Origin of the sequence: Paenibacillus oryzisoli, from assembly GCF_050467285.1 — a bacterium.
Classification (GTDB): Bacteria; Bacillota; Bacilli; order Paenibacillales; family NBRC-103111; genus Paenibacillus_E; species Paenibacillus_E oryzisoli_A.
Genome location: NZ_JBCMUN010000005.1, coordinates 438827 through 459971, shown reverse-complemented (window position 1 = coordinate 459971; position 21145 = coordinate 438827). Strand labels below are relative to the sequence as shown.

General features: G+C 55.1%; 20 protein-coding genes. 18 read left to right on the top strand and 2 right to left on the bottom strand.

The window, feature by feature from the left end; all coding sequences use genetic code 11:
- Window positions 1-20: 20 nt before the first annotated feature.
- Window positions 21-893, top strand: coding sequence for a sugar phosphate isomerase/epimerase family protein (locus ABE504_RS08005; RefSeq protein WP_430086820.1), 873 nt, complete (start codon window positions 21-23; stop codon window positions 891-893).
- Window positions 894-1372: 479 nt separating this feature from the next.
- Here the strand turns inward: ABE504_RS08005 and ABE504_RS08000 are convergent, their stop codons facing one another.
- Window positions 1373-2209 carry an AraC family transcriptional regulator gene (locus tag ABE504_RS08000; RefSeq protein WP_430086817.1) on the bottom strand — a complete coding sequence of 279 codons (837 nt, stop codon included), beginning with the start codon at window positions 2207-2209 and terminating at the stop codon, window positions 1373-1375.
- A 134-nt stretch (window positions 2210-2343) separates the two neighbouring features.
- Here ABE504_RS08000 and ABE504_RS07995 point away from each other — a divergent pair, with 134 nt between their 5' ends.
- The gene (locus ABE504_RS07995) at window positions 2344-5493 is read left to right on the top strand and encodes a glycoside hydrolase family 2 TIM barrel-domain containing protein (RefSeq protein WP_430086814.1); all 3150 of its coding nucleotides are present in this window, start codon (window positions 2344-2346) and stop codon (window positions 5491-5493) included.
- A 347-nt stretch (window positions 5494-5840) separates the two neighbouring features.
- On the opposite strand, the gene ABE504_RS07990 is transcribed toward ABE504_RS07995, so the two are convergent.
- On the bottom strand, window positions 5841-6875 hold the full coding sequence (locus ABE504_RS07990) for a YeiH family protein (RefSeq protein WP_430086811.1): 1035 nt from the start codon (window positions 6873-6875) through the stop codon (window positions 5841-5843).
- Between the two features lie 170 nt (window positions 6876-7045).
- Between ABE504_RS07990 and ABE504_RS07985 the strand changes: the two genes are divergently transcribed.
- From ABE504_RS07985 to ABE504_RS07910, 16 genes are all read left to right on the top strand, one after another.
- Window positions 7046-7924, top strand: a complete 879-nt coding sequence (locus ABE504_RS07985) for a LysR family transcriptional regulator (protein WP_430086808.1) — start codon at window positions 7046-7048, stop codon at window positions 7922-7924.
- A 153-nt stretch (window positions 7925-8077) separates the two neighbouring features.
- Window positions 8078-8932, top strand: coding sequence for an NAD(P)-dependent oxidoreductase (locus ABE504_RS07980; protein WP_430087429.1), 855 nt, complete (start codon window positions 8078-8080; stop codon window positions 8930-8932).
- Between the two features lie 31 nt (window positions 8933-8963).
- Entirely contained in the window at window positions 8964-9182 is a 219-nt protein-coding gene (locus tag ABE504_RS07975; RefSeq protein WP_430086806.1) for a DNA-binding protein, read from the top strand.
- 96 nt (window positions 9183-9278) lie between these two features.
- Entirely contained in the window at window positions 9279-10730 is a 1452-nt protein-coding gene (gene katA, locus ABE504_RS07970; RefSeq protein WP_430086804.1) for a catalase KatA, read from the top strand.
- A 122-nt stretch (window positions 10731-10852) separates the two neighbouring features.
- Entirely contained in the window at window positions 10853-11362 is a 510-nt protein-coding gene (locus ABE504_RS07965) for a hypothetical protein (protein ID WP_430086801.1), read from the top strand.
- Between the two features lie 86 nt (window positions 11363-11448).
- Window positions 11449-12375, top strand: a complete 927-nt coding sequence (locus ABE504_RS07960) for a DMT family transporter (RefSeq protein WP_430086799.1) — start codon at window positions 11449-11451, stop codon at window positions 12373-12375.
- A gap of 137 nt (window positions 12376-12512) precedes the next feature.
- A complete protein-coding gene (locus ABE504_RS07955) occupies window positions 12513-12977 on the top strand; it encodes a MarR family winged helix-turn-helix transcriptional regulator (protein ID WP_430086796.1) in 465 nt (154 codons plus the stop codon).
- A gap of 20 nt (window positions 12978-12997) precedes the next feature.
- On the top strand, window positions 12998-13363 hold the full coding sequence (locus tag ABE504_RS07950) for a VOC family protein (protein WP_430086793.1): 366 nt from the start codon (window positions 12998-13000) through the stop codon (window positions 13361-13363).
- A gap of 180 nt (window positions 13364-13543) precedes the next feature.
- On the top strand, window positions 13544-14200 hold the full coding sequence (locus ABE504_RS07945) for a chromate transporter (RefSeq protein ID WP_430086790.1): 657 nt from the start codon (window positions 13544-13546) through the stop codon (window positions 14198-14200).
- Between the two features lie 11 nt (window positions 14201-14211).
- The gene (locus tag ABE504_RS07940; RefSeq protein ID WP_430086787.1) at window positions 14212-14757 is read left to right on the top strand and encodes a chromate transporter; all 546 of its coding nucleotides are present in this window, start codon (window positions 14212-14214) and stop codon (window positions 14755-14757) included.
- A 143-nt stretch (window positions 14758-14900) separates the two neighbouring features.
- Window positions 14901-15551, top strand: a complete 651-nt coding sequence (locus ABE504_RS07935) for a helix-turn-helix transcriptional regulator (protein WP_430086785.1) — start codon at window positions 14901-14903, stop codon at window positions 15549-15551.
- A 15-nt stretch (window positions 15552-15566) separates the two neighbouring features.
- Window positions 15567-16364: a pyruvate, water dikinase regulatory protein gene (locus ABE504_RS07930; protein WP_430086782.1), complete on the top strand. Its 798-nt coding sequence runs from the start codon at window positions 15567-15569 to the stop codon at window positions 16362-16364.
- Between the two features lie 20 nt (window positions 16365-16384).
- Window positions 16385-17353 carry a class II fructose-bisphosphatase gene (gene glpX, locus ABE504_RS07925; RefSeq protein ID WP_430086779.1) on the top strand — a complete coding sequence of 323 codons (969 nt, stop codon included), beginning with the start codon at window positions 16385-16387 and terminating at the stop codon, window positions 17351-17353.
- Between the two features lie 88 nt (window positions 17354-17441).
- Complete coding sequence (locus ABE504_RS07920) at window positions 17442-18110, top strand: hypothetical protein (RefSeq protein ID WP_430086776.1); 669 nt, start codon at window positions 17442-17444, stop codon at window positions 18108-18110.
- Between the two features lie 180 nt (window positions 18111-18290).
- Window positions 18291-19376: a Gfo/Idh/MocA family protein gene (locus tag ABE504_RS07915; RefSeq protein WP_430086773.1), complete on the top strand. Its 1086-nt coding sequence runs from the start codon at window positions 18291-18293 to the stop codon at window positions 19374-19376.
- Window positions 19377-19690: 314 nt separating this feature from the next.
- On the top strand, window positions 19691-20473 hold the full coding sequence (locus ABE504_RS07910; protein WP_430086770.1) for an SDR family NAD(P)-dependent oxidoreductase: 783 nt from the start codon (window positions 19691-19693) through the stop codon (window positions 20471-20473).
- The last annotated feature ends 672 nt before the right edge of the window (window positions 20474-21145 follow it).

The following is a 21145-nucleotide window of genomic DNA, read 5'->3' as shown; positions in this document are numbered from 1 at the left end:
GTGGAGAAGGAGAGAGTGCGATGATTTCGAATCCAATCGGCATTATGGTAGACAGTTTGAAGCTTGGCCTGCGCGATGGCTTGCGCAAAGCCAAGGAGATGGGCGCTGACGGCGTGCAAATTTATGCGGTTTCCGGCGAGATGGATCCGGCTAATTTGACCCCGCAGGCGCGCAAAGAGCTGAAAGCGTATATCGAATCGCTCGGACTGCATATTTCGGCGCTGTGCGGCGATCTCGGCGGCCATGGCTTCCAGGATCGCGAAGCGAACGCGGCGAAAGTCGAGAAGTCGAAGCGCATTCTCGATCTTGCGGTCGAGCTCGGTACGAACGTCGTGACGACGCACATTGGCGTTGTTCCGCAGGAGAAGAGCGACGGTGTCTATCAGACGATGCTCGAAGCATGCGAGGAGCTTGGCGTGTACGCGAGCAAGCTGGGCGCGTACTTTGCGGTGGAAACGGGGCCGGAAACGTCGGCCCATTTGAAAAGCTTCCTGGACAATTTGTCCACCAAGGGCGTGTCCGTCAATTTTGACCCGGCGAACATGGTCATGGTGACCGGCGACGATCCGGTGCAGGGCGTCTACACCTTGCGCGATTACATTGTTCATACGCACGTGAAGGACGGCATTCGCCTGCGCGAAGTCGACCCGCGCGAGGTGTACGGCGCGCTCGGCTACAAGCCGATGAGCCATGAGGCGATTGCGGAGGAAGCGGCGGCGGGCAGCTCGTACCGCGAGCTGGCGCTTGGCGAGGGCGGCGTCGATTTTGATCGGTATTTTGCTGCGCTGCAGGACATCGGCTACAAGGGCTACTTGACGATTGAGCGGGAAGTGGGCGACCAGCCGGAAGCGGACATTGCGAAGGCGATTGCGTTTATTAAGAAGTATAAATAAGCGGTTAAAGGAAGGCGTGCACATGGCGGGAGCGATGTGCGCGCCTTTTTTGGTGTCAAGGTGGGGGAGGGAGCTCGTCAATGTCGTCAGATTAAGAGTGAGAGCTGTACACGACAAATTTGATTTCTGCCGATTGCGTCACTCCCCTGGACATAGCTCGATGCCGAGCGGTCGCCGCGCGAAGTTCCATCCATCGTGGGTGTTACGCAGCGGCATGATTGGCTAATCAGGTACTTGCCCAGGAGATCAGGCAAAAGCCTGCGAATAGGCAGGCATATTTCAAAAAATTAGCGTTTTTACCAAAATGCCTGCGATAAGGCAGGTTTTTAGGCCGAATTAGCTCCAAAAGAGGGCTCTCGCCGAAAATGCCTGCGCATTCGCAGGCATCTCATCCAATCCGACGGAGGAAGAGGCAAATTCCTGCTTTTTGGCAGGCTTGATGCCCAAGCGGAGGGCCTTCCCAGTTCCTAGTACAAGCCTCACTTGCTGTACTGGCTCCTGAACAAATCAGGTGTCAGGCCGACCGACTTGCGGAAGGTCGAGATGAAATGCGACGCGTCCAGAAAGCCGGTGCGTTCGGCGATGTCCCGAATCGTGAGGCCGGGCTGCGCGATGAGCATTTCTTTCGATTTTTGCAGACGCAGCTGGAGAAGATATTGGTACGGTGAGAGCCCGAACGCACGACGAAACAAGGTGTTCATGTGCTGCGGGGAGACGCCGAGCTGCTCAGCCATCCAGGCGAGTCCGGTTTCAGGCAGCGCGTAGGCGTGTTCCAAGGCTTGCAAAAGGGGCAGCAGCCGCTCGTGATTTTGGGAAATCGAGGCGCTGCGGTTGACGTAGCCGTGTTTTTTGAGCAGCGTCAGGAATTGGTACACCTCCATGGAGCCGCTGGTGCCGGTGAAATCGTGGCTGTCATGGTATTTGTCGTAATAGTAGTCGTGAATGGAGGCCAGCGGCGTATCGGCTCCCCAGGATATCGGCGTGGAGAGCGGCAGCTCGAGCGCCATGACGATGGAGGCGGCAAGCGCCCCATCAAACGTTAAATACCACGTCGACCATGTCGTATCGGGAACATTGTATACATGAGGGACGCCTGCGGGCAGGAGCATGCCTTGATTTTCGCCGAGCTTGACGGGGCCGCTTTTCAGCTGGAGTCCGCCGGTGCCTTTCACGGTCTGGAGCCAATGAAAGCAAGGATAGCCTTCCTCGCGAGCCATGTCTTGTTGGTGGTTTTCAAAACCGATCGTTTCCAGAATTAAGGGAAGCTTGCGGTCACTGCCGGTAATTACGAAAAATTTGCGGTAATCCAGTGTCATTTGGCGCCATCATCACTTTCATTTTTTGATATGGGATGCGTCGTATCTTATATATTATTTGAAAATACGGTCTTGTACAATAAGGGTATTGGCGCAGAATATGCAATTAACCAGCAAAGTGAGGAATTAATAAAATGGCGAAGAAATTTGTATATACACCCCCTGTGAACGGGTATCCGGAATGGAATAACAATCCCGAGATTTTTCAGTTGAACCGAGTGGCTGCGCATGCCACGTTAATGCCTTTCGATACGGAAGAAGAAGCTTTGGCTGGCGTTCGTGAAACTTCGCGCCGCTATCAATCTTTGAACGGCAAGTGGAAGTTCCACTGGGCGGAGAATGCACAGGGCAGACCGCAAAGCTTCTATGAGTGCGATTACGATTGCAGCGAATGGAAGGACATTGAGGTGCCTTCCCATTGGCAGTTGCAAGGCTACGACTACCCGCAGTATACGAACGTCATTTATCCATGGGTTGGCCATGAGGATTTGAAGCCGCCGTTTGCACCGGTGAACTATAATCCGGTAGGGTCCTATGCGACCAACTTCACGGTGCCTGCAAGTTGGGAAAATGAGCCGGTCTACATCAGCTTCCAAGGGGTAGAGTCCGCTTTTTACGTGTGGGTGAATGGGGATTTCGTCGGTTTCAGCCAGGATTCGTTTACGCCAGCGGATTTTGATTTGACGCCATACCTGGTTGAAGGCGAGAACAAACTTGCGGTGGAAGTATACCGCTGGAGCGATGCGAGCTGGCTGGAGGATCAGGATTTTTGGCGGATGAGCGGTATTTTCCGCGACGTGTATTTGTATGCGACGCCTGCGACGCATCTTGCGGATTTCCTTGTAAATACAGATTTGGATGAAGCGTACGAACATGCGGTGCTGCGCGTTAATGCGACAGTAACCAACTATGACGGCTTGTCGGCAGGCGAGCGTCAGGTGGAAGCGGTGCTGTACGACGGCGCCGGCCGTAAAGTCACGACGCTGCAGGGAAATGTAGACGTTACAGGCAGTGAACAGCAGCAGCTGGAGCTTACCTCGAAAGTAGAAAGTCCGGCCAAATGGAGCGCGGAAAAACCGAACCTGTATACGCTGGTTCTCTTCCTGCGTGATGCAGAAGGGCGCTTGATTGAGGCGGAAAGCTGCAAGGTTGGCTTCCGCAAGTTTGAAATCGCGGATGGGTTGATGCGCATTAACGGACAGCCGATTATGTTCAAAGGCGTGAATCGCCACGAATTTGATATGGATCGCGGTCGTTCGGTCGATAAGGCGAGCATGGTGCAGGATATTTTGCTGATGAAAAAATACAACATCAACGCGGTGCGTACGTCGCATTATCCGAACAATCCGTACTGGTACGAATTGTGCGACGAATACGGCTTGTACGTCATCGACGAGACGAATCTGGAAACGCACGGTTCTTGGTCCTACGGGCAAGAGGAGGAAGGCATCACGGTTCCGGGCAGCAAGCCGGAATGGACCGGCGCGGTGCTCGATCGGGCGAACTCCATGCTGCAGCGGGATAAGAACCACCCGTCCATCGTCATTTGGTCACTCGGCAACGAGTCGCTCGGCGGCGAGAACTTCATCAAGATGCACGATTTCCTTCGGGAAACCGATCCGTCCCGCGTCGTTCATTACGAAGGCATCTTCCATTGGCGTAAGTCGGATGCGGCTTCGGATATAGAAAGCCAGATGTATACCAAGATCGAACAAGTCGAGGCTTACGCCCGCAACAAGCCGAAGAAGCCGTTTATTCTGTGTGAATACAGCCATGCGATGGGGAACTCGTGCGGAAACCTGTTCAAATACTGGGAACTGTTCGAGCAGTATCCGGTGCTGCAAGGCGGCTTCATCTGGGACTGGATCGATCAGTCGATCCGTACGACAACGCCGGACGGCGTAACATACATGGCTTACGGCGGCGACTTCGGCGATACGCCGAATGATGGAAATTTCTGTGGGAACGGGTTGATTTTTGCCGATCGCTCGGTGTCGCCTAAGCTGTATGAAGTAAAAAAATGCTACCAAAACGTGAAAATCGAACGCGTCGACCTCGCAAAAGGGCAAGTCAAGGTGACGAACAACTTCCTGTTCACCAACTTGGACGAGTACGCCTGGACGTGGGAAGTTACGCGCAATGGCGAACCGTTCGCGGCTAACGGGGCGTTCCCGGCTGTGTCGATCGCACCTGGTGAAAGCGCGGTTGTGGAGCTGGGCCTTCCAGCGCTGAAAGGCATCTCCCCGCAGGATGAGTTCATCCTGACATTGAGCTTGCACTTGGCGGATGCGACGGCTTGGGGCGAGCCAGGGCATGAAATTGCCTGGGAGCAATTTGTTTTGACTGCGGCGAACCGGTATGAAGCGGCTTCGACGGCTTCCCGCGCCGCTCGTCAAGAGACGGCGGTCTCCGCTACTACGCCTGCTCCTGTGACTATTCAGGATACGGAAGCGGCGGTACTGCTGCAAGGCGGTCATTTCTCACTGGCGTTCGATGCGGCAACCGGCGATCTGACGTCTTACGCGGTGGACGGCCTGGATCGCTTCACCAAAGGGCCGGTGCCGAACTTCTGGCGCGCCTACACGGACAATGACCGCGGCAACGGCCATCATACCCGCTGCGCGACTTGGCAGCACGCAGGCCGCGACCGCAAGCTGCTTTCGCTCACGGCGGACGCCAGTGTGAACGGCAGCGCGGAAGTGCACGTCCGCTATGAAATCGCGACGGCGCCTGTGTCCCTGGCCGCCGTGGTGTACACGGTGCGGCCTTCCGGCGAGGTCGAGGTGCGACTCGACCTCACGCCGGGCGAAGGACTTCCGGAAATCCCGGAAGTCGGCCTGATGTTCGAGCTGGACGCCGCGTTCGGCCAGCTCGCTTGGTACGGCCGCGGGCCGCACGAGAACCACTGGGACCGTGCGGTTGGCGCCAAAATTGCGCTGCACCGCGGCACGGTCGCAGAGCAATTCGTGCCGTACCTGCGTCCGCAGGAGTGCGGCAACAAAACGGACGTGCGTTGGGCAACGCTCACGAACGGCGAGGGCCGCGGCATCCGGATCGCCGGATTGCCGAAGGTCGAGCTGAACGCGCTGCCGTATGCGCCGTCCGAGCTTGAGGCGCATTCGCATCCGTACCTGCTGCCGCCAAGCGATAAAATCGTGCTGCGCGTCAACGACAAGCAGATGGGCGTCGGCGGCGACGACAGCTGGGGCGCGCGGACGCACGCCGAATTCACGCTGTTCGCGAACCGCAGTTACAGCTACGCGTTTACGTTCCAAGGAATTTAAGGATTTGACAAGAAAGCCGGGCGTCTTGCTGACGTCCGGCTTTTTGAGTTTTCTGTGTGGCGCCGCATCGACTTCTAGCCAAGGCAATCGAACATAGAAATAGAGGTGGTCAACTACCGCTATTTTTTGATTATCAGGGGCTGCTTATAAAATAGAAGTAGTAAACCACACTTATATTGTCGATCAGCAAGCAAAATGGCAGCGTTCCGCCCTGTTAAAGGTGGTTTGCCACTCTTATTTTTAGTAAATCGCTGAAAAACTTATAATAGAAGCGGTTTGCTACTTTTATTTTGTATGAAATAAGTGGGCTGACCCGCACTCTCCGTCGTGATGCTGCACGAAAATAATCAGGTCAGCTTAAAGGCATGAACAAGACAGAAATCGAGCACGGCTAGAAGGATGGAGCCGATCAATCCGGCGGCGAAAGGCTTCATGCCCAGGCGGCGGAAGGTGTGAAGATCGACTTTTAAGCCTAGCCCCGCCATGGCCATGGCAATGAGCAAGTACGCCACGACGAGCAGATGCTCCGCAAAGGCAGCGGGAATGAGGTGCAGCGAATTAACTGCGCTCATTAGGAAGAAGCCGACGATAAACCAAGGGATTGGGATCGCGCTAGGGGCGTTAGGCTCCGATTCCCCCTGATCCTTGGCTTTGGAACGATGGGTCCAAATCCCGATCACAATGGCGACAGGGACAAGCAGTGCGACACGGGTCAGTTTCACAATAACCGCCAGATCGACGGCTTCTTTGCCAATTGGTGCGGCGGCCGCGATAACATGGGCGATTTCATGCAGGGTAGCGCCAGCAAATACGCCATATCCAGCTTGGCTAAGGCCTAACACCGGATAAAGGAACGTATACAGCAGCGTGAAAATCGTGCCCAGAATCGCAACCGTTGCAGCGCTTATGGCAGTATCATCATCACCCGCCTTTAATTGTGGTGAAATCGCTACAACGGCGGCGGCACCGCAAATGGCGGTACCGCAGGCGGTCAGCAATCCGAGCTTTGTCTCGACATTGAAAAGACGGGCAAGCCTATAGACGACGAACAAAGCGAATATAATCGTGATCACCGCGAGCAGCAGCACTTTAGGTCCAGCCCGCACGATATCGGCAAGATTCAAGCGCACGCCGAGCAGAATAATGCCGGAGCGCAGCAAGGTCGTGCTTGAGAAAGCGATCCCCGATCTAACATGCGGTTTCACACCGAGCGTACTTCGCCAAAACATGCCAAGCACAATCGCGAGGACAAGCTGCCCCATGATGCTTAGCAGCGGCAGAGTGGATAAGATTTTGGCCGCGATCGCGATTGCCAGGGTCAAGCCGATTCCCCGGGCGAACCCCTTATTCGTAATAAGCGGTATTGCACGAACTTGTGTCATTACGCTTCACTCTCCTACGTGCTGTTCGTTGTAACCCCACTATAAAGCCGTGCGAATGGGAAGTGAAATACGAATAAACGATGATAATCATTTAAAAAACTTATGATTGACGCACAATACAAAAAGTAAATAAAATACAATCAACAATACCAGCATTCGGGAGGAGCCCCATGATTGTTGAAACTTTGCGTGTATTTGCAACTGTCGCGGAACAAAGTAATTTCTCCAGAGCCGCAGAGCTGCTGAACCTTTCACAGCCTGGCGTGAGCCTGCACATTCGCAATCTGGAAAATGAGCTTGGTGCCAAACTCATGCATCGATCGCCCAAACACGTCAAGCTGACCGAAGCCGGAGAAATTCTGTATGGGCATGCAAAGCAAATCCTCTCACTTTACGAGGGAGCGAAGCAAGAGATCCGCCTGCTTCAAGATGAGGTGACAGGTGTACTCAAAATTGGCGCCAGCTTTACGATCGGGGAGTACCTGCTTCCGCGATTGCTCGCTGGGTATATCCGCGAATATCCCAAAGTAGACGTTCAGGTCACGATCGGCAATACGGAAGAAATCGCTCGAGCTATTAGCGCGAACGATTTGGATTTGGGGCTGGTGGAAGGCGAGGTCACGCAAGCGGATCTGCAGGCGGTGTCTTTCCGGAAAGACGAATTGCTGCTGATCGTATCTCCGGAACATGCGCTTCGGGCATTTCGAACGGTGACGCCGGAACAGCTTCAGCGCCATATCTGGATTGTCAGAGAACGAGGCTCCGGAACGCGGGCGGTCAGCGACCGATTTTTTGCGGATGCCGGTATGGAATTGGGCAAACATTATGTATTTAACAGCACGCAGGGTGTGAAGGAGGCGGTAGCGGCGGGGTTGGGGGTCGCCATTTTATCCCGCTTGACCGTTCATAAGGAACTGCTGTCCGGCGAGCTGTGCGAGCTTGGAATTGATGGGTACCGGTTTGACCGGGATTTTGTCCTGCTGCAGAAAAAAGAACACACGACGACGATGGCTCGCAAAATGCTTGTCCACCATGTACTAACCAAGTGATCCGCCGGCTGGGAATTTGAAGCTGCAAGCCCGAGTTTGACCGGACTCGCCGTGGATGATAAGTTTAGAACGAGCATGTTTAATGATCAGGCAAGCGGAAAGGTGGATTGCGCAGTGACAGAGCAAGTAAAAGAAAGCAAACCCGTCATCGGCATGATCGGGGTCGGTGTGATGGGGCAGAGCATGGCGGGGCATTTTTTGAAAAACGGCTATGCCGTTCACGTATATAATCGGACGAAGAGCAAAGCGGACCCGCTGATCGCGCAGGGCGCCGTGTGGCAGGACACGCCCGGCGAGGTCGCGGCGCACAGCCAGATCGTCATTACGATGGTCGGCTTCCCGAGCGATGTCGAAGAAGTGTACTTCGGCGAGCAGGGCATCCTGGCGAGAGCCCAAGCGGGAGCAACGCTCGTCGATATGACGACGTCCAGCCCTATGCTGGCGAAACGTATCTATGAGGAAGCGCAGCAGCGCGGCTTATTCGCGCTCGACGCGCCGGTGTCCGGCGGCGACATTGGCGCCAGAGAAGCGCGGCTGTCGATCATGGTTGGCGGCGACCGCGAGGTGTTCGAGCGCATGCTGCCGTTGTTCCAGTTCATCGGCAAGAACATCGTGCATCAAGGTGCGGCAGGTGCCGGTCAGCATACGAAAATGTGCAACCAGATCGCGATTGCGAGCAATATGATGGGCGTCGTTGAAGCGCTCGTGTACGCGGAGCGGGCAGGACTGGACCCACAGACCGTGCTCAAAAGCATTGAAACCGGCGCCGCAGGCAGCTGGTCTTTGAGCAATCTTGGCCCGCGCATGATCGGCGGGGATTTTGCTCCGGGCTTCTATATCAAGCATTTCATCAAGGATATGCGCATTGCCTTGGAATCCGCCGCGGAAATGGGCGTGGAGCTGCCGGGTCTGACACTGGCGAAGTCGCTTTACGACCGGCTTGCGGCGCAAGGGGAAGGCGACAGCGGGACGCAAGCCTTGTATAAATTGATTCGCGCCGGGGTGTGAGATCCTGCGCATGAAAAGGAGCGTGGCGGCAATGAAGCAGGCACCATCCAATGATTTTGAACAGATGAAAGATTTGGCCAGTCCAGCCCGCCGGGCATTGGCGGGAGCAGGGATCACGAGGCTCGCGCAGCTTAGCGAGAAGTCGGAAGCCGAGCTGCGGCAGCTTCATGGCATGGGGCCAAAGGCGCTGGAAGCGTTGCGGGCGGCGCTTCAGGCGCAGGGGATGTCTTTTAAAGCAGGTGCAGATTAGGTCTGTAGGCCGGTCAAACATCATATCTGCCTCTCCCTTCGAATAGAGTAGAAGAGGGATTCTATTCAGATAAGGAAGAGGCAGGGTGATACGGGGATGAGTTCAGATCGGAAGAAGTTGACGACAGGCTGGGGCGCGCCGGTAGGCGACAACCAGAACTCGCAGACGGCAGGAGCTCGGGGGCCGACGCTAATTCAAGACGTTCATTTATTGGAAAAGCTGGCGCATTTCAACCGCGAACGCGTGCCGGAGCGGGTTGTCCACGCCAAAGGGGCGGGGGCGCACGGTTATTTTGAAGTGACGCAGGACTTGACAGCGTATACAAAAGCAAGCCTGTTCGCCGAGGTCGGCAAGCGGACGCCGCTCTTTATTCGGTTCTCCACTGTTGCCGGAGAGAGTGGTTCGGCGGATACCGTGCGCGATCCGCGCGGATTTGCGGTCAAGTTTTATACGGATGAAGGGAATTACGATCTGGTTGGCAACAACACGCCCGTGTTTTTTATCCGGGACGCGATCAAGTTCCCCGATTTTATTCATACGCAGAAACGGCACCCTCAGACGCATCTCAAAAACCCGAACGCGATCTGGGATTTCTGGTCGCTCTCGCCCGAATCGCTGCATCAGGTGACGATCCTCATGTCGGATCGCGGCATCCCGGCGACGTACAGGCATATGCACGGTTTTGGCAGCCATACGTTCAAATGGGTGAACGCCGAAAGGAAAGCGGTGTGGGTCAAGTATCATTTTAAAACCGAACAAGGGGTGCAAAATTTGTCCCCTTCGCTCGCCGCGCAGCTTGCCGCCGAGAATCCCGATTACCATACGGAGGATTTGTTTAACGCGATCCAAAGCGGCGATTTCCCGGCCTGGAAAGTCTGTGTGCAAATCATGCCGCTGGAAGACGCGAATACATACCGCTTCGATCCGTTCGACGTGACCAAAGTATGGTCGCAAAAAGATTATCCGCTGATCGAAGTCGGGCGTATGGTGCTGGATCGCAATCCGGACAACTATTTTGCGGAGGTTGAGCAGGCGACGTTCTCGCCGGGCACACTCGTGCCGGGCATCGAGCCGTCGCCGGACAAAATGCTGCAGGGCCGACTCTTCGCCTATAGCGACGCCCACCGCTATCGCGTCGGTGCCAACCATCACGCGCTGCCGATCAATCGGCCGCACAGCGAAGTGAACACGTACCAGCGCGACGGGCAGATGCGCCCGGACAGCAACGGCGGCGACTCCGTCTACTATGAGCCGAACAGCTTCGGCGGGCCGGCGGAATCTCCGGCGGATAAGCCGGCGCCGCTTGACGTAACCGGCCAAGCGGACAGCGTGGCGTATGATCATAACGATCACTATACGCAGGCGGGGGACCTGTATCGGCTGCTCAGCGAAGAGGAGCGGGAACGTCTTGTGCAGACGATTGTCGCGGCGATGAAGCCGGTCGAGCGCGAAGATATTAAAATCCGGCAAATCGGCCACTTTTACAAAGCGGACCCGGACTACGGCACCCGCATTGCGGAAGGACTCGGCCTGCCAGTCCCACAATAATCGATCACCGAACAGCTGCCTTTTCGTCGTAAAAGGGCAGCTGTTTTTTTTCACCACATCGGCAACTAGATCCTCGCAAGCATATGCTATTAGCAGAGAGCATTCGGAAAGAGGTGATCCTGATGGGAACAAGGTTACGGTCCGAGCAACTGGTGAAAGCGCGCTTCCCCCATTTAAGGTACATCCGAATTCATACTTCTAGTAAGCATAAGGCGACGATTTATGCATGGACTGACGAGCTCGAACTATCCAAACAAGACCATCTCAGGCTGGAAAAATATGCAAACGCTTACTTGTACCCCTACACGACGTATCTGGTCAAAGCGTATGGTGAGATACGCGCGGATCAGGTACCGTTGCTGTCCGAACTGCCGGACATCGTGAAGCAAGCGGCTTTGAAAAAGAGCTTGAACCAGATTCAAATTTTGGAGGCGATCAACAGCCTCTATCCTTACGGTCAGCTGACGTTCAAGCGTTACGACGAGGCGGAGAGCATCATTTATTTTACGTATCAAGGGCTGTATCCTTTGGACGACACGGAAAAGCAGAAGATGCACGCCTGCCTTGCCGAGCTGATTCCGCTTGGCTGCTATTGCCAAGTCGCTTACGAGCATTTTCTTTCGGAACGGTAAAAGGCTTCCCAACCACGGCGATCGGCGGTATGATGGTGCCATAATGTTCGCGTTCGCCTCGCGTACGCACTGAAAAGGAGATCCGCATGAAAGTTCGTTTACCTTATGTCCTGCTGCTGCTCGCAACCTGCATCTGGGGCGGGAACTTCGTCGCCGGCAAAGGACTTGTCGCACACATGCCGCCGATTACGCTGGCCGCGTTCCGCTGGGGCATCGCTTTTGTCATTTTGGCGCCATTCGTCGGGAAAGAGGCCTGGCGGCATCGGCGAGAACTGCTGGCTTCCTGGAAAATGGTGCTGTTTCTCGCCTTGACGGGCGTAGCCGGCTTCAACTCCTTAACCTACGTCGCGGTTCAGTATACCGGATCGATCAATGCTTCGCTCATGAACTCCGCGACGCCGATCTTTATCGTGCTGATTACGTGGTTCGTGATGAAGGATCAATTTGCCTGGGGCGCGTTGCCGGGTATTCTTATCTCGATGCTCGGAGTCGGCTGGATGATCAGTCAGGGGAGGCTGATGGATCTCATTCATCTCAGCATCAATCGCGGGGATTTGTACATGCTTGCGGCGATTCTATGTTGGGCGTTGTACTCCGTCGGTATGAAAAAGATGTCGGGACGCTTCCCAGCCAGCGCGTTCCTGCTCGTGCAGATCGCCATCGCGATGGTTGTGCTGATTCCGCTTGCGGCGATTGAGCTGCGTGTGCGGGATGCCGTCATCGGTTGGAGCTGGCCGCTCGCAGCCGGGCTCGTGTACGTCGGTGTATTCGCCTCGCTTGTCGCATTCATGAGCTGGAATCGGGCGATTGAATTGATCGGACCGCAGCGCTGCGCGGGTTTTCTCAATTTTATTCCGCTGTTCAGCGCCTTGTTTGCGATTTCGTTTACAGGCGAGTCTTTGCATGTGTATCACTTTGTGGGCGCTGTGCTGATTGTCGCCGGAGTGTATGTGACGAATGTGGCGATGCGACGGCGGCAGACGAATGCTGCAGGGAAGTTGGGGCTCCGCTGAGAGGCGGGGTCTTTTTCTTTTGTCGGCTCGGGTAGGCGATTTTTCCGAAAAAATAGTTGCAATAGCATCCTATTTGGCTTATGATGAAATTAGTTGCAATAGCACCCTAATTGAAAGGGAGAGAGGAGGAAGTTCTTGTGAATCACAATTGGAGCAGGGAACCTCGTAGCGAAGCTTCGCACGGTCAGTACATCTCTGCGATCTATCGACATATGCAGGTCATCATTTCGGCTGAACTGGCTCCGTATCGGATCGGTAGCGGTCAGTACATCTTTTTGATGGCGATTGCTTCCGGGCAGTCCACAACGCAAAAGGCGCTGTGCGAGAAACTGTACATCGACAAAACGACCACGGCTAAGGCCATTGCAAAGCTGGAATCAGAGGGCTATGTGAGAAGAGAGCCAGATCCGCTCGACAATCGCTATCATCTGCTGTATCTGACGGAAGCTGGCGCCGACGTTGTCCCGAAAGTTCAGGAAGCGCTCAATCGCGTGAAGGAGAAGACGCGCAAAGGCATCTCCGACAGCGAATATGACCTGCTGATCCGGCTGCTGGATACGGTACTGAGCAATCTCACAGAATCGGATGACAACTCACATTAATTTGGAGGAGGGACCCCCTGATGGAAGCTATTCCTTTTATTGTCCTGGAGAATTGTAAAGATGAGATTTTGTATTATCAGCGCATTTTTGGAGGTGAAGTCCACATTCTGCGTAAGCAAGGTGAGGCTGTCTTCAATGCGGATCTCCACGTGGGAAGCATGGTTTTGAAGTTTGCGGACGTGCAGGCGGCTAAGCCTGATCAGCAAGGCGACTATGTCAGAGTATTTCTGCGCATCGAGACAGATGAAGCCTACCGGCAAATATACGGGATGCTTGCTGACGAAGGAACCATCAATACGGAAGTTTATGAGGCACCGTTCAACGGACTGCTCGCCATCGTTACCGATCGCAATAAGGTATGCTGGGTACTGGCGCACTATCGGTAAACGTTTGTTTCAGAATGAGCAAAATAGCCGCTTGCCTATCCAGGCAGAGTACCATGGTTTCGTGACGTTCATCCCGAATTATAAGTAAATTCGTCGACGCGAATGAGTATTATTGATTCGACTTCTTCGTCTCTTTCCTCCAAAATAGAATTAAGTAGAAGGAGAGGAGAGCCGAACATCATGAGAAATCTACGACAATTGCTCCTCATCGGTTGGACGTTCGCCCGCATCTCCCCGCTGACGTTCGGGGGCGGCTATGCCATTTTGCCTGCGATTCAGCGGGAGGTGGTGCACATACGCAAATGGCTGTCGGACGAGGAGATGGCGGAGCTGCTCACGGTTGCCGGGGCGGCGCCGGGCGGTGTCGGCGTCAACATTTCCGCTCTGACGGGCCATCGGCTTGCGGGAGTGCGGGGGGCGCTGCTGGCGGTCATCGGCATCACCTTGCCGACGTTTCTAATCGTGCTGGCGCTGAGCTTGGCTTACGTGTGGCTGAGCGATTTTCCGAAAATGCAGGCTTCGCTGCAAGGCATGAATGCGGCCATCATCGGCTTCATTGCAGCGGCGGCTTATCAAATGGCGAAAGCTTCCATCATCGATAGTGTGACGTTTCTAATCATGGTGGTGACCGTCGCCGCTTTGCTTATTTTTCCGATTTCACCGGCCGTACTGATCGTGCTGGGCATGGCTGTCGGAGGACTGACGATGCTGCTCCACAAACATCTGCGCCGGAAACTCCGTATGAGGCGCGAGGAACAGCCGCAGGCTGCTGCGAAGCAGCCTGAGCCTGAGCTCGAGAACCCGCACGCGGATTATTTCTTCGCAGACGGCATATAGGGGGAGGGCGCATGATTTATTTGCAGATAGCCCTTACCTTTCTGAAAATCGGACTGCTCTCCTTCGGCGGCGGCTATGCGATGCTGCCGATGATCGCGCAGGAGGTCGAGAAGCACGGCTGGCTGTCGGCCGACGCATTTCAGCATGTGCTTGTGCTCGCCGGCACAAGTCCGGGACCGATCGCCACGAACAGCGCGACGCTCGTCGGCTATTACACGGCAGGCGTTCCCGGCGCGTTGGTGGCGGCTTTCGGTATGATTTTGCCATCGGTGGTCATCGTGCTGGTGTTGGCCGTGTTCATTGCCAGATGGCATCGCAGTCCATGGTTTCAAGCCACGTTCTACGGGCTGAAGCCGGTCGTGACTGGTCTCATCGTGTTTGCGGCGATCCATTTCGGATTGTCTGCGATCGAACCGATTCACTTCGCCATCACCTGGCATCAGATCGGAGCCCTGCTCATCGCCGCAGGCTCGTTCGTCGCCGTGATCAAGTTCAAGCTGCATCCGCTTGCCGTGCTCGTGTTGGCCGGAATGCTGGGCATCGCCTTTTTCTTCTAAAACCTTTTATCCGATGAGCGGTCGGGTGAGAGGTTTTTTTATTTTTTAGGTTATAAGACCTTTATTATTTCTGAAACAGCATATATAATGTACAATATATAATTAATAGAACATACTATATAGGGATTAGGACGTTCTTTTGCATGAAGGAGGGAGTCTCAATCGAGTTAACAGTACGTCAAACAGAGATTATCGAGCTTGTGGCCAAATTCGCGCCGATTACGGGAGAACGGATTGCCGAACTGCTGGGGGTGAGTCGGCCGACGATTCGCTCCGATCTTGCGGTGTTGGTGATGCTGCGCCATATTGATGCCAAGCCGAAGGTCGGTTACTTCCTGGGGACAGCGGAGCAGGAGGTGCAGTCGCCGTATAAAGCGATCGAGACGCTGAAAGTGAAGGACGTCATGAGCATTCCGGTCGTCATGCGGGAGACGGGGACGGTCAGCGATGCCATCGTTACGCTATTCCTTGAAAATGTGGGGAGCCTGCTCATCGTGAACCAGGAGGGAGCGTTGGTAGGGATCGTTTCCCGCAAGGATTTGCTGAAAGTATCTTTGGGGCAGACGGCCACTAGCGCAATGCCGGTATCCATGGTCATGACCAGGCATCCGAACTTGTTCACCGTCGGTCCGGAAGACAGTGTGCTTGAGGCGGCGCGCAAGCTCATCCACCACGAAGTGGATACGCTGCCGGTTGTGACGAGCGTTCCCGGGCAGGAGCATAACGAAGTCGCAGGGCGAATTACCAAAACAACAATGACCAAATTGCTGCTGGACGTAGCACTGGGAACGTAATCAGGGGGAAGAGGCATGGGGGAGAAAACGATTTTTGTTTGTTCGGATTCCGTAGGAGAAACGGCTAATACGGTCGTTCAAGCTACGATTCGGCAATTCAGCGCAAGTACGGTTGTTGTGAAAAGATTCGGTTCCATCCGCACCGAGGATGAAGTTCGGCACATCGTGGAGGAAGCGGATCGTGCGGGCGGTTTTATCGCGTATACGCTGGTGCTGCCGGAGCTGCGCGAGATGATGCGGCAGGAAGCGTTTCGGCTGAATGTCAACGCGATTGATATTATGGGGCCGATGATGCAGGCATTTATCGATACGTTCAAAGATTCGCCGAGCCGTAAGGTGGGGCTTTTATATCAGCTGGATGAAAAGTATTACCAACGCGTGGAAGCCGTAGAGTTCACGGTGAACAGCGATGACGGCAAAGATCCGAGCTTGATGAAGCAGTCGCATATCGTACTGATCGGGCCTTCGCGCACGTCCAAGACGCCGCTGAGCATGTATTTGGCGCATAAAGGCTACAAGGTGTCGAACTACCCGCTCGTTCCTGAGGTGAAGCCGCCGGATATTTTGTATGAGCTGGATCCGAAAAAGCTCGTGGGACTGACGATGCATCCCGACAAGCTGATGGCGATTCGCACGGAGCGGCTCAAAGCGGTCGGACTTCCGTTCGGGGCCAAGTATGCCACAATGGCGCGGATCGAGGAGGAACTGGCGTTCGCACATGAACTATACAAGAAGTTGGGATGCATGACGGTAGATGTCAGTGAGAAAGCAATTGAAGAGACCGCAGGGATTATTCTGGCGGACCGATACTAAAAATAAAAGGAGTGGAGCCCATGCTGAGAGATTTGTCGTTGGATATTGTGAGGGTGACGGAGGCGGCAGCGATCGCTTCGGCGTACTGGACCGGGAAGGGCAACAAGCATCAGGCTGACGGGGCGGCGACGTCCGCGATGCGGACTACGTTTGGCGAGGTGCCTTTTCGCGGCACGGTGGTGATTGGCGAGGGAGAAATGGATGAGGCGCCGATGCTGTACATCGGCGAGCCCGTCGGCAGCGGCACGGGTCCGGAGTTCGATGTAGCGGTCGATCCGCTGGAGGGCACGGATATTGTGGCGAGCGGCCGCAACAATGCGCTGTCTGTTGTAGCTGTCTCAGAAAAAGGCAATCTGCTGCACGCCCCGGATATGTACATGGAGAAGCTGGCCGTCGGACCGGCGCTTGCCCAGGCGGGCCTCCACCTGGACGATCCGCTCGATGTGACGATTCGCAAAGCTGCCGCTTGGCTGAATAAGGACATCAGCGAGCTGACGGTTTCCATTCTCGATCGCGCGCGCCATCTTACGCAAATCAGCACCCTCCGCGAGCTTGGGGTCAAAATCTACCTGCTCAGCGACGGGGACGTTGCTGGCGCTTTGGCGACGGCCTTCCCAGGCACGAGCGTCGACCTGCACGTCGGCTCCGGCGGCGCGCCGGAAGGCGTACTGGCGGCGGCAGCGCTCAAATGCCTGGGCGGCGACTTCCAGGGCCGGCTGCTGCCGGATGGCGAAAGCGAGCTCGCCCGCTGCCGTGCGATGGGCATTGCCGATCCGGCCAAGGTGCTCGGCCTGAAGGAGCTGGTCGGCGAAGCGGATATTTATTTCGCCGCAACGGGCGTCACGCCGGGGGATTTCCTGCAAGGCGTGAAGTTCAGCAAGGAAGCGCGGGCGCAGACGCATTCCGTCATCATGCGCGCGCATACCCGCACCGTGCGCTTCATCCAGTGCGATCACCTGCTGGAATCGTACCAGCGCGGCAGCGCCTAGACGGACAAGAGCGCGGAGATTCGGCTCATGGGTCAAGTCCCTTTTTGCATATACTCAGGTGAGAAACTGAGGCGAAAAGAGGGATACCATGAGTCAGGCGTCGATTGACTTTATTGCGCTCGTCCGCAGCTGCATTCCCGAGGAGGCCGAAATCGTCACGCTGCTTCAGGACGGGAATCCAGCGGCTATTCTGTACGGCGACGTGGACCGCGATGGACAGCCGGAAATTACGGCGATGTATCGCTATTTGGACGGCACTTATTTATTTTCATTGAAGGAATATGGCGGCAACTGGTTTCCGATCGGCTCGGCGGCGACGGGCAGGCAGCAGGGGCTGCGCGATTTTATCGCGGCGCCGGTTTCCCGCAAGGAGGGCTGCGACCTCATCATCGGCTGGCAGCGGGACGATGGTTCGGCAGCGGAACTGGACATTGTTTCCTGGACGGAGACGGGGTTCCAACGGCTCATTCCGTACGGCACGACGTACCATCATCTGGAAGTCGAGGATATGCCGGCAAGAGGCGTGCTGGACGGCGTGTTCGAGCTGGCGATTTGGCTGCGGGAGCAGGGGCAGGCTTTCCGGGTCGATACGTATCGCTGGGAGCCGTACCGGCTCGTACCTTCCATCGATACGCATGCGCACTATTTTCAGAAGGTCGCTCGTTACTATGAGGCGCTCGTGGAAGAACAGCCGGACCGGGCTGAGCTGTATCGGGGATATTTAGAGGAAGCCAAACGGAAGTTATCTCATGAATAGCGGTGCACACAGTTGGAGGGCCTGAAAGGGCTCTCTATTTTTTTTGTTGCGAATGCGTGTCGCTATTTCTGACCTTTGCTGTCCGAAACTCACACTAAAATTGCACGATTACCTATGCTACATTTAGGACAGATGTCTTTATATTAGATAACTACCCTAAACTAAGCTGGAGGTATCATCATGTCACGTAAGTATCGTATTGGCATTATCGGCTGCGGAGGTATTGCAAACGGCAAACATCTGCCAAGCCTTGCGAAATTAAACAATGTAGAACTGGTCGCGTTTTGCGATATCGTGCCTGAACGGGCGGAAACGGCTGCAGCGAAATATGGCGCTGAAGGCGCTGTTGTCTGCGAAGATTACCGCGACGTACTGAAGGACGCGAGCATCGACATCGTCCACGTCCTGACGCCTAACATTTCTCACGCTGAGATTTCCATCGCTGCACTGGAAGCTGGCAAGCATGTGATGTGCGAGAAGCCTATGGCGAAGACAGCTGCCGAAGCCCAAGCGATGGTTGAAGCCGCGAAACGTACTGGCAAAAAGCTGACGGTTGGTTACAACAACCGGTTCCGTCCGGACAGCCAGCATTTGAAAAACATTTGTGCCGAAGGCGGGCTGGGGCACATTTACTTCGCGAAAGCGCATGCGATTCGCCGCCGTGCAGTACCGACATGGGGCGTATTCCTGGACGAAGAGAAGCAAGGCGGCGGACCGCTGATCGATATCGGCACGCACGCGCTTGATCTTACGCTCTGGATGATGGATAACTACAAGCCGAAAGTTGTACTCGGCACGAAATATCATGAGCTGTCTTCCACCGAAAACGCTGCCAATGCCTGGGGACCATGGGATCCAAGCAAATTCACCGTGGAAGATTCCGCATTCGGTATGATCGTCATGGAAAATGGCGCAACCATCATGCTCGAATCTAGCTGGGCGCTGAACACACTGGAGGTCGATGAGGCGAAATGCTCGCTGAGCGGCACGGAAGGCGGCGCCGATATGAAAGGCGGCCTGCGCCTCAACGGCGAGAAGCACAGCCGTCTGTACACGACGGAAGTGGAACTGAACGCCGGTGGCGTTGCCTTCTACGACGGCAAGACGGAAAGCGCGGCTGACGCTGAAATGCGCGCTTGGATCCATGCGATCGACACGGATACGGAGCCGGTGGTTACGCCGGAGCAAGCGTTTGCCGTCTCGCAAATTCTTGAAGCGATTTATGAATCGGCCCGTACCGGCAAAGCGGTATATTTGAATCAATAGAAAAAGAAGGATCTCGACTTCCCTAGTGGGGGAGCCGGGGTCTTTTTTTTTGCGATCGCGCTTTGGTTAAATTTGAAAATATCTGCCTGAATGGAGTATGCTTTGAGAGAACGTTATTCTACGGAAATACCTAGGGCGAGTCTGAATGCTCCGAGGGCCGCAGATTTTGCCGAATTTTCGTTCCATGCAAGGAACTTTTGTGAAGGCGTACCGGGGGTACGTCAAGCGAAAGTGACGCCGCAGGGGGCGAAAAGGTGGTGAAAGATGCCCCTGAGCGGGTTTTCAGACACGCCCTAACAGAGGGAGCGAGCACAATGGAGCTGGGATTACAGGGGAAAGTCGCACTAGTTACGGGAGGCAGCCGGGGCATCGGTCTTGCGACGGCGATTGCTTTGTCGCGCGAAGGGGTCAAAGTCGCGATTGTTGCGCGCAATGAAGAGCAGTTGGAGGAGGCCGCCATTCAGATCGCCAATTTGACGGAAGGCGAGGTGCTGGCGATTCGGGCGGATGTCACGAGCGAAGCGGATTGCCAGCGGGCCGTGGAGAAAACGGTCGCAGAGTTCGGCAGCCTGAATATTCTCGTCAACAATGCCGGGACGGCGAATGCGAAGCCGTTTGAGCAGGTGGAGACGGAGCTGTGGCAGCAGGATCTGGATTTAAAATTGTTCGGAGCGGTGTTCTGCTCCCGCTATGCGATTCCGCATATGCGCCAGGCGGGCGGCGGCGCCATTGTCAATATCACGACCTCGGCGGCCAAGACGCCTGCGGCGTCTTCCTTGCCGACGACGGTCAGTCGCGCAGCGGGCATGGCGCTGACGAAGGCGATGAGCAAGGATCTCGCGAAGGATAATATCCGCGTGAACACAGTTGGCATCGGGCTGATCCGCAGCGATCAGATCGAGAAGGTGTGGAAGCGCGTCGCGCCCGAGCTGACGTGGGATGAGTTTGCCCGCGAGCCGCGGCATAACATCCCGCTTGGCCGGATCGGAGACACCGAGGAGGTGGCGAACGTGATCACATTCCTCGTGTCGGACGCGGCCTCCTATGTCACCGGCACGTCGGTGAATATCGACGGCGGCTCCGGGGCCGCACTGTAAAAGAACGAGAAACGCCCTTGATCGCTGCTGCAGCAGCACATCAAGGGCGTTCGTATTTGGCAGGGGCTTCAACGTCACGCTTTACGCTCTGCGTTTCTTCCTTAGATACCAGACGATCTCAGAGATCGCATCACGGATCGAAACGTTGGGGCGGAATGTAAGTGTCATTGTCATAAGCAAGAAACCTCCCTGGTCATGAAGAATGTAAGCTTGCTTAGTATTACGTAGCGAGTTGCAGATTGGTTTTATTTTTTTTCTGAAAAAGATGCAGGGCAAATGTGACGAATCCCGCACAGTCGGAAATGTGCCGATTCGTGCACGAATGGTAATCTTCCATCGGCTCAACCTCTATTCCAGGTCGTTCCTAATCAAAGCTGCGAAAAGGCAGGAATTTTCCTCGTTCCTGATCTGGTAGGATGAAATGCCTGCGAAAAAGCAGGGATTTTCATCGTAATTCCCTTTGTGGAGCGAGTTTGGCCTAAAAAACTGCCTTTTCGCAGGTATTCGGTGAAAACCGCCCTTATTTTGGAAAAAGCCTGCCTTTCTGCAGGAATTTCCTTCTCTTCTTGGACAAGTCCCTAAGTTGTATCCAGATTCGCAGGAATGCGTCTATCCAGCACTCTTCGCCTAACTAGATGCCTTGAGCGGCAACCCTTAGAGAAGGGAAATGTC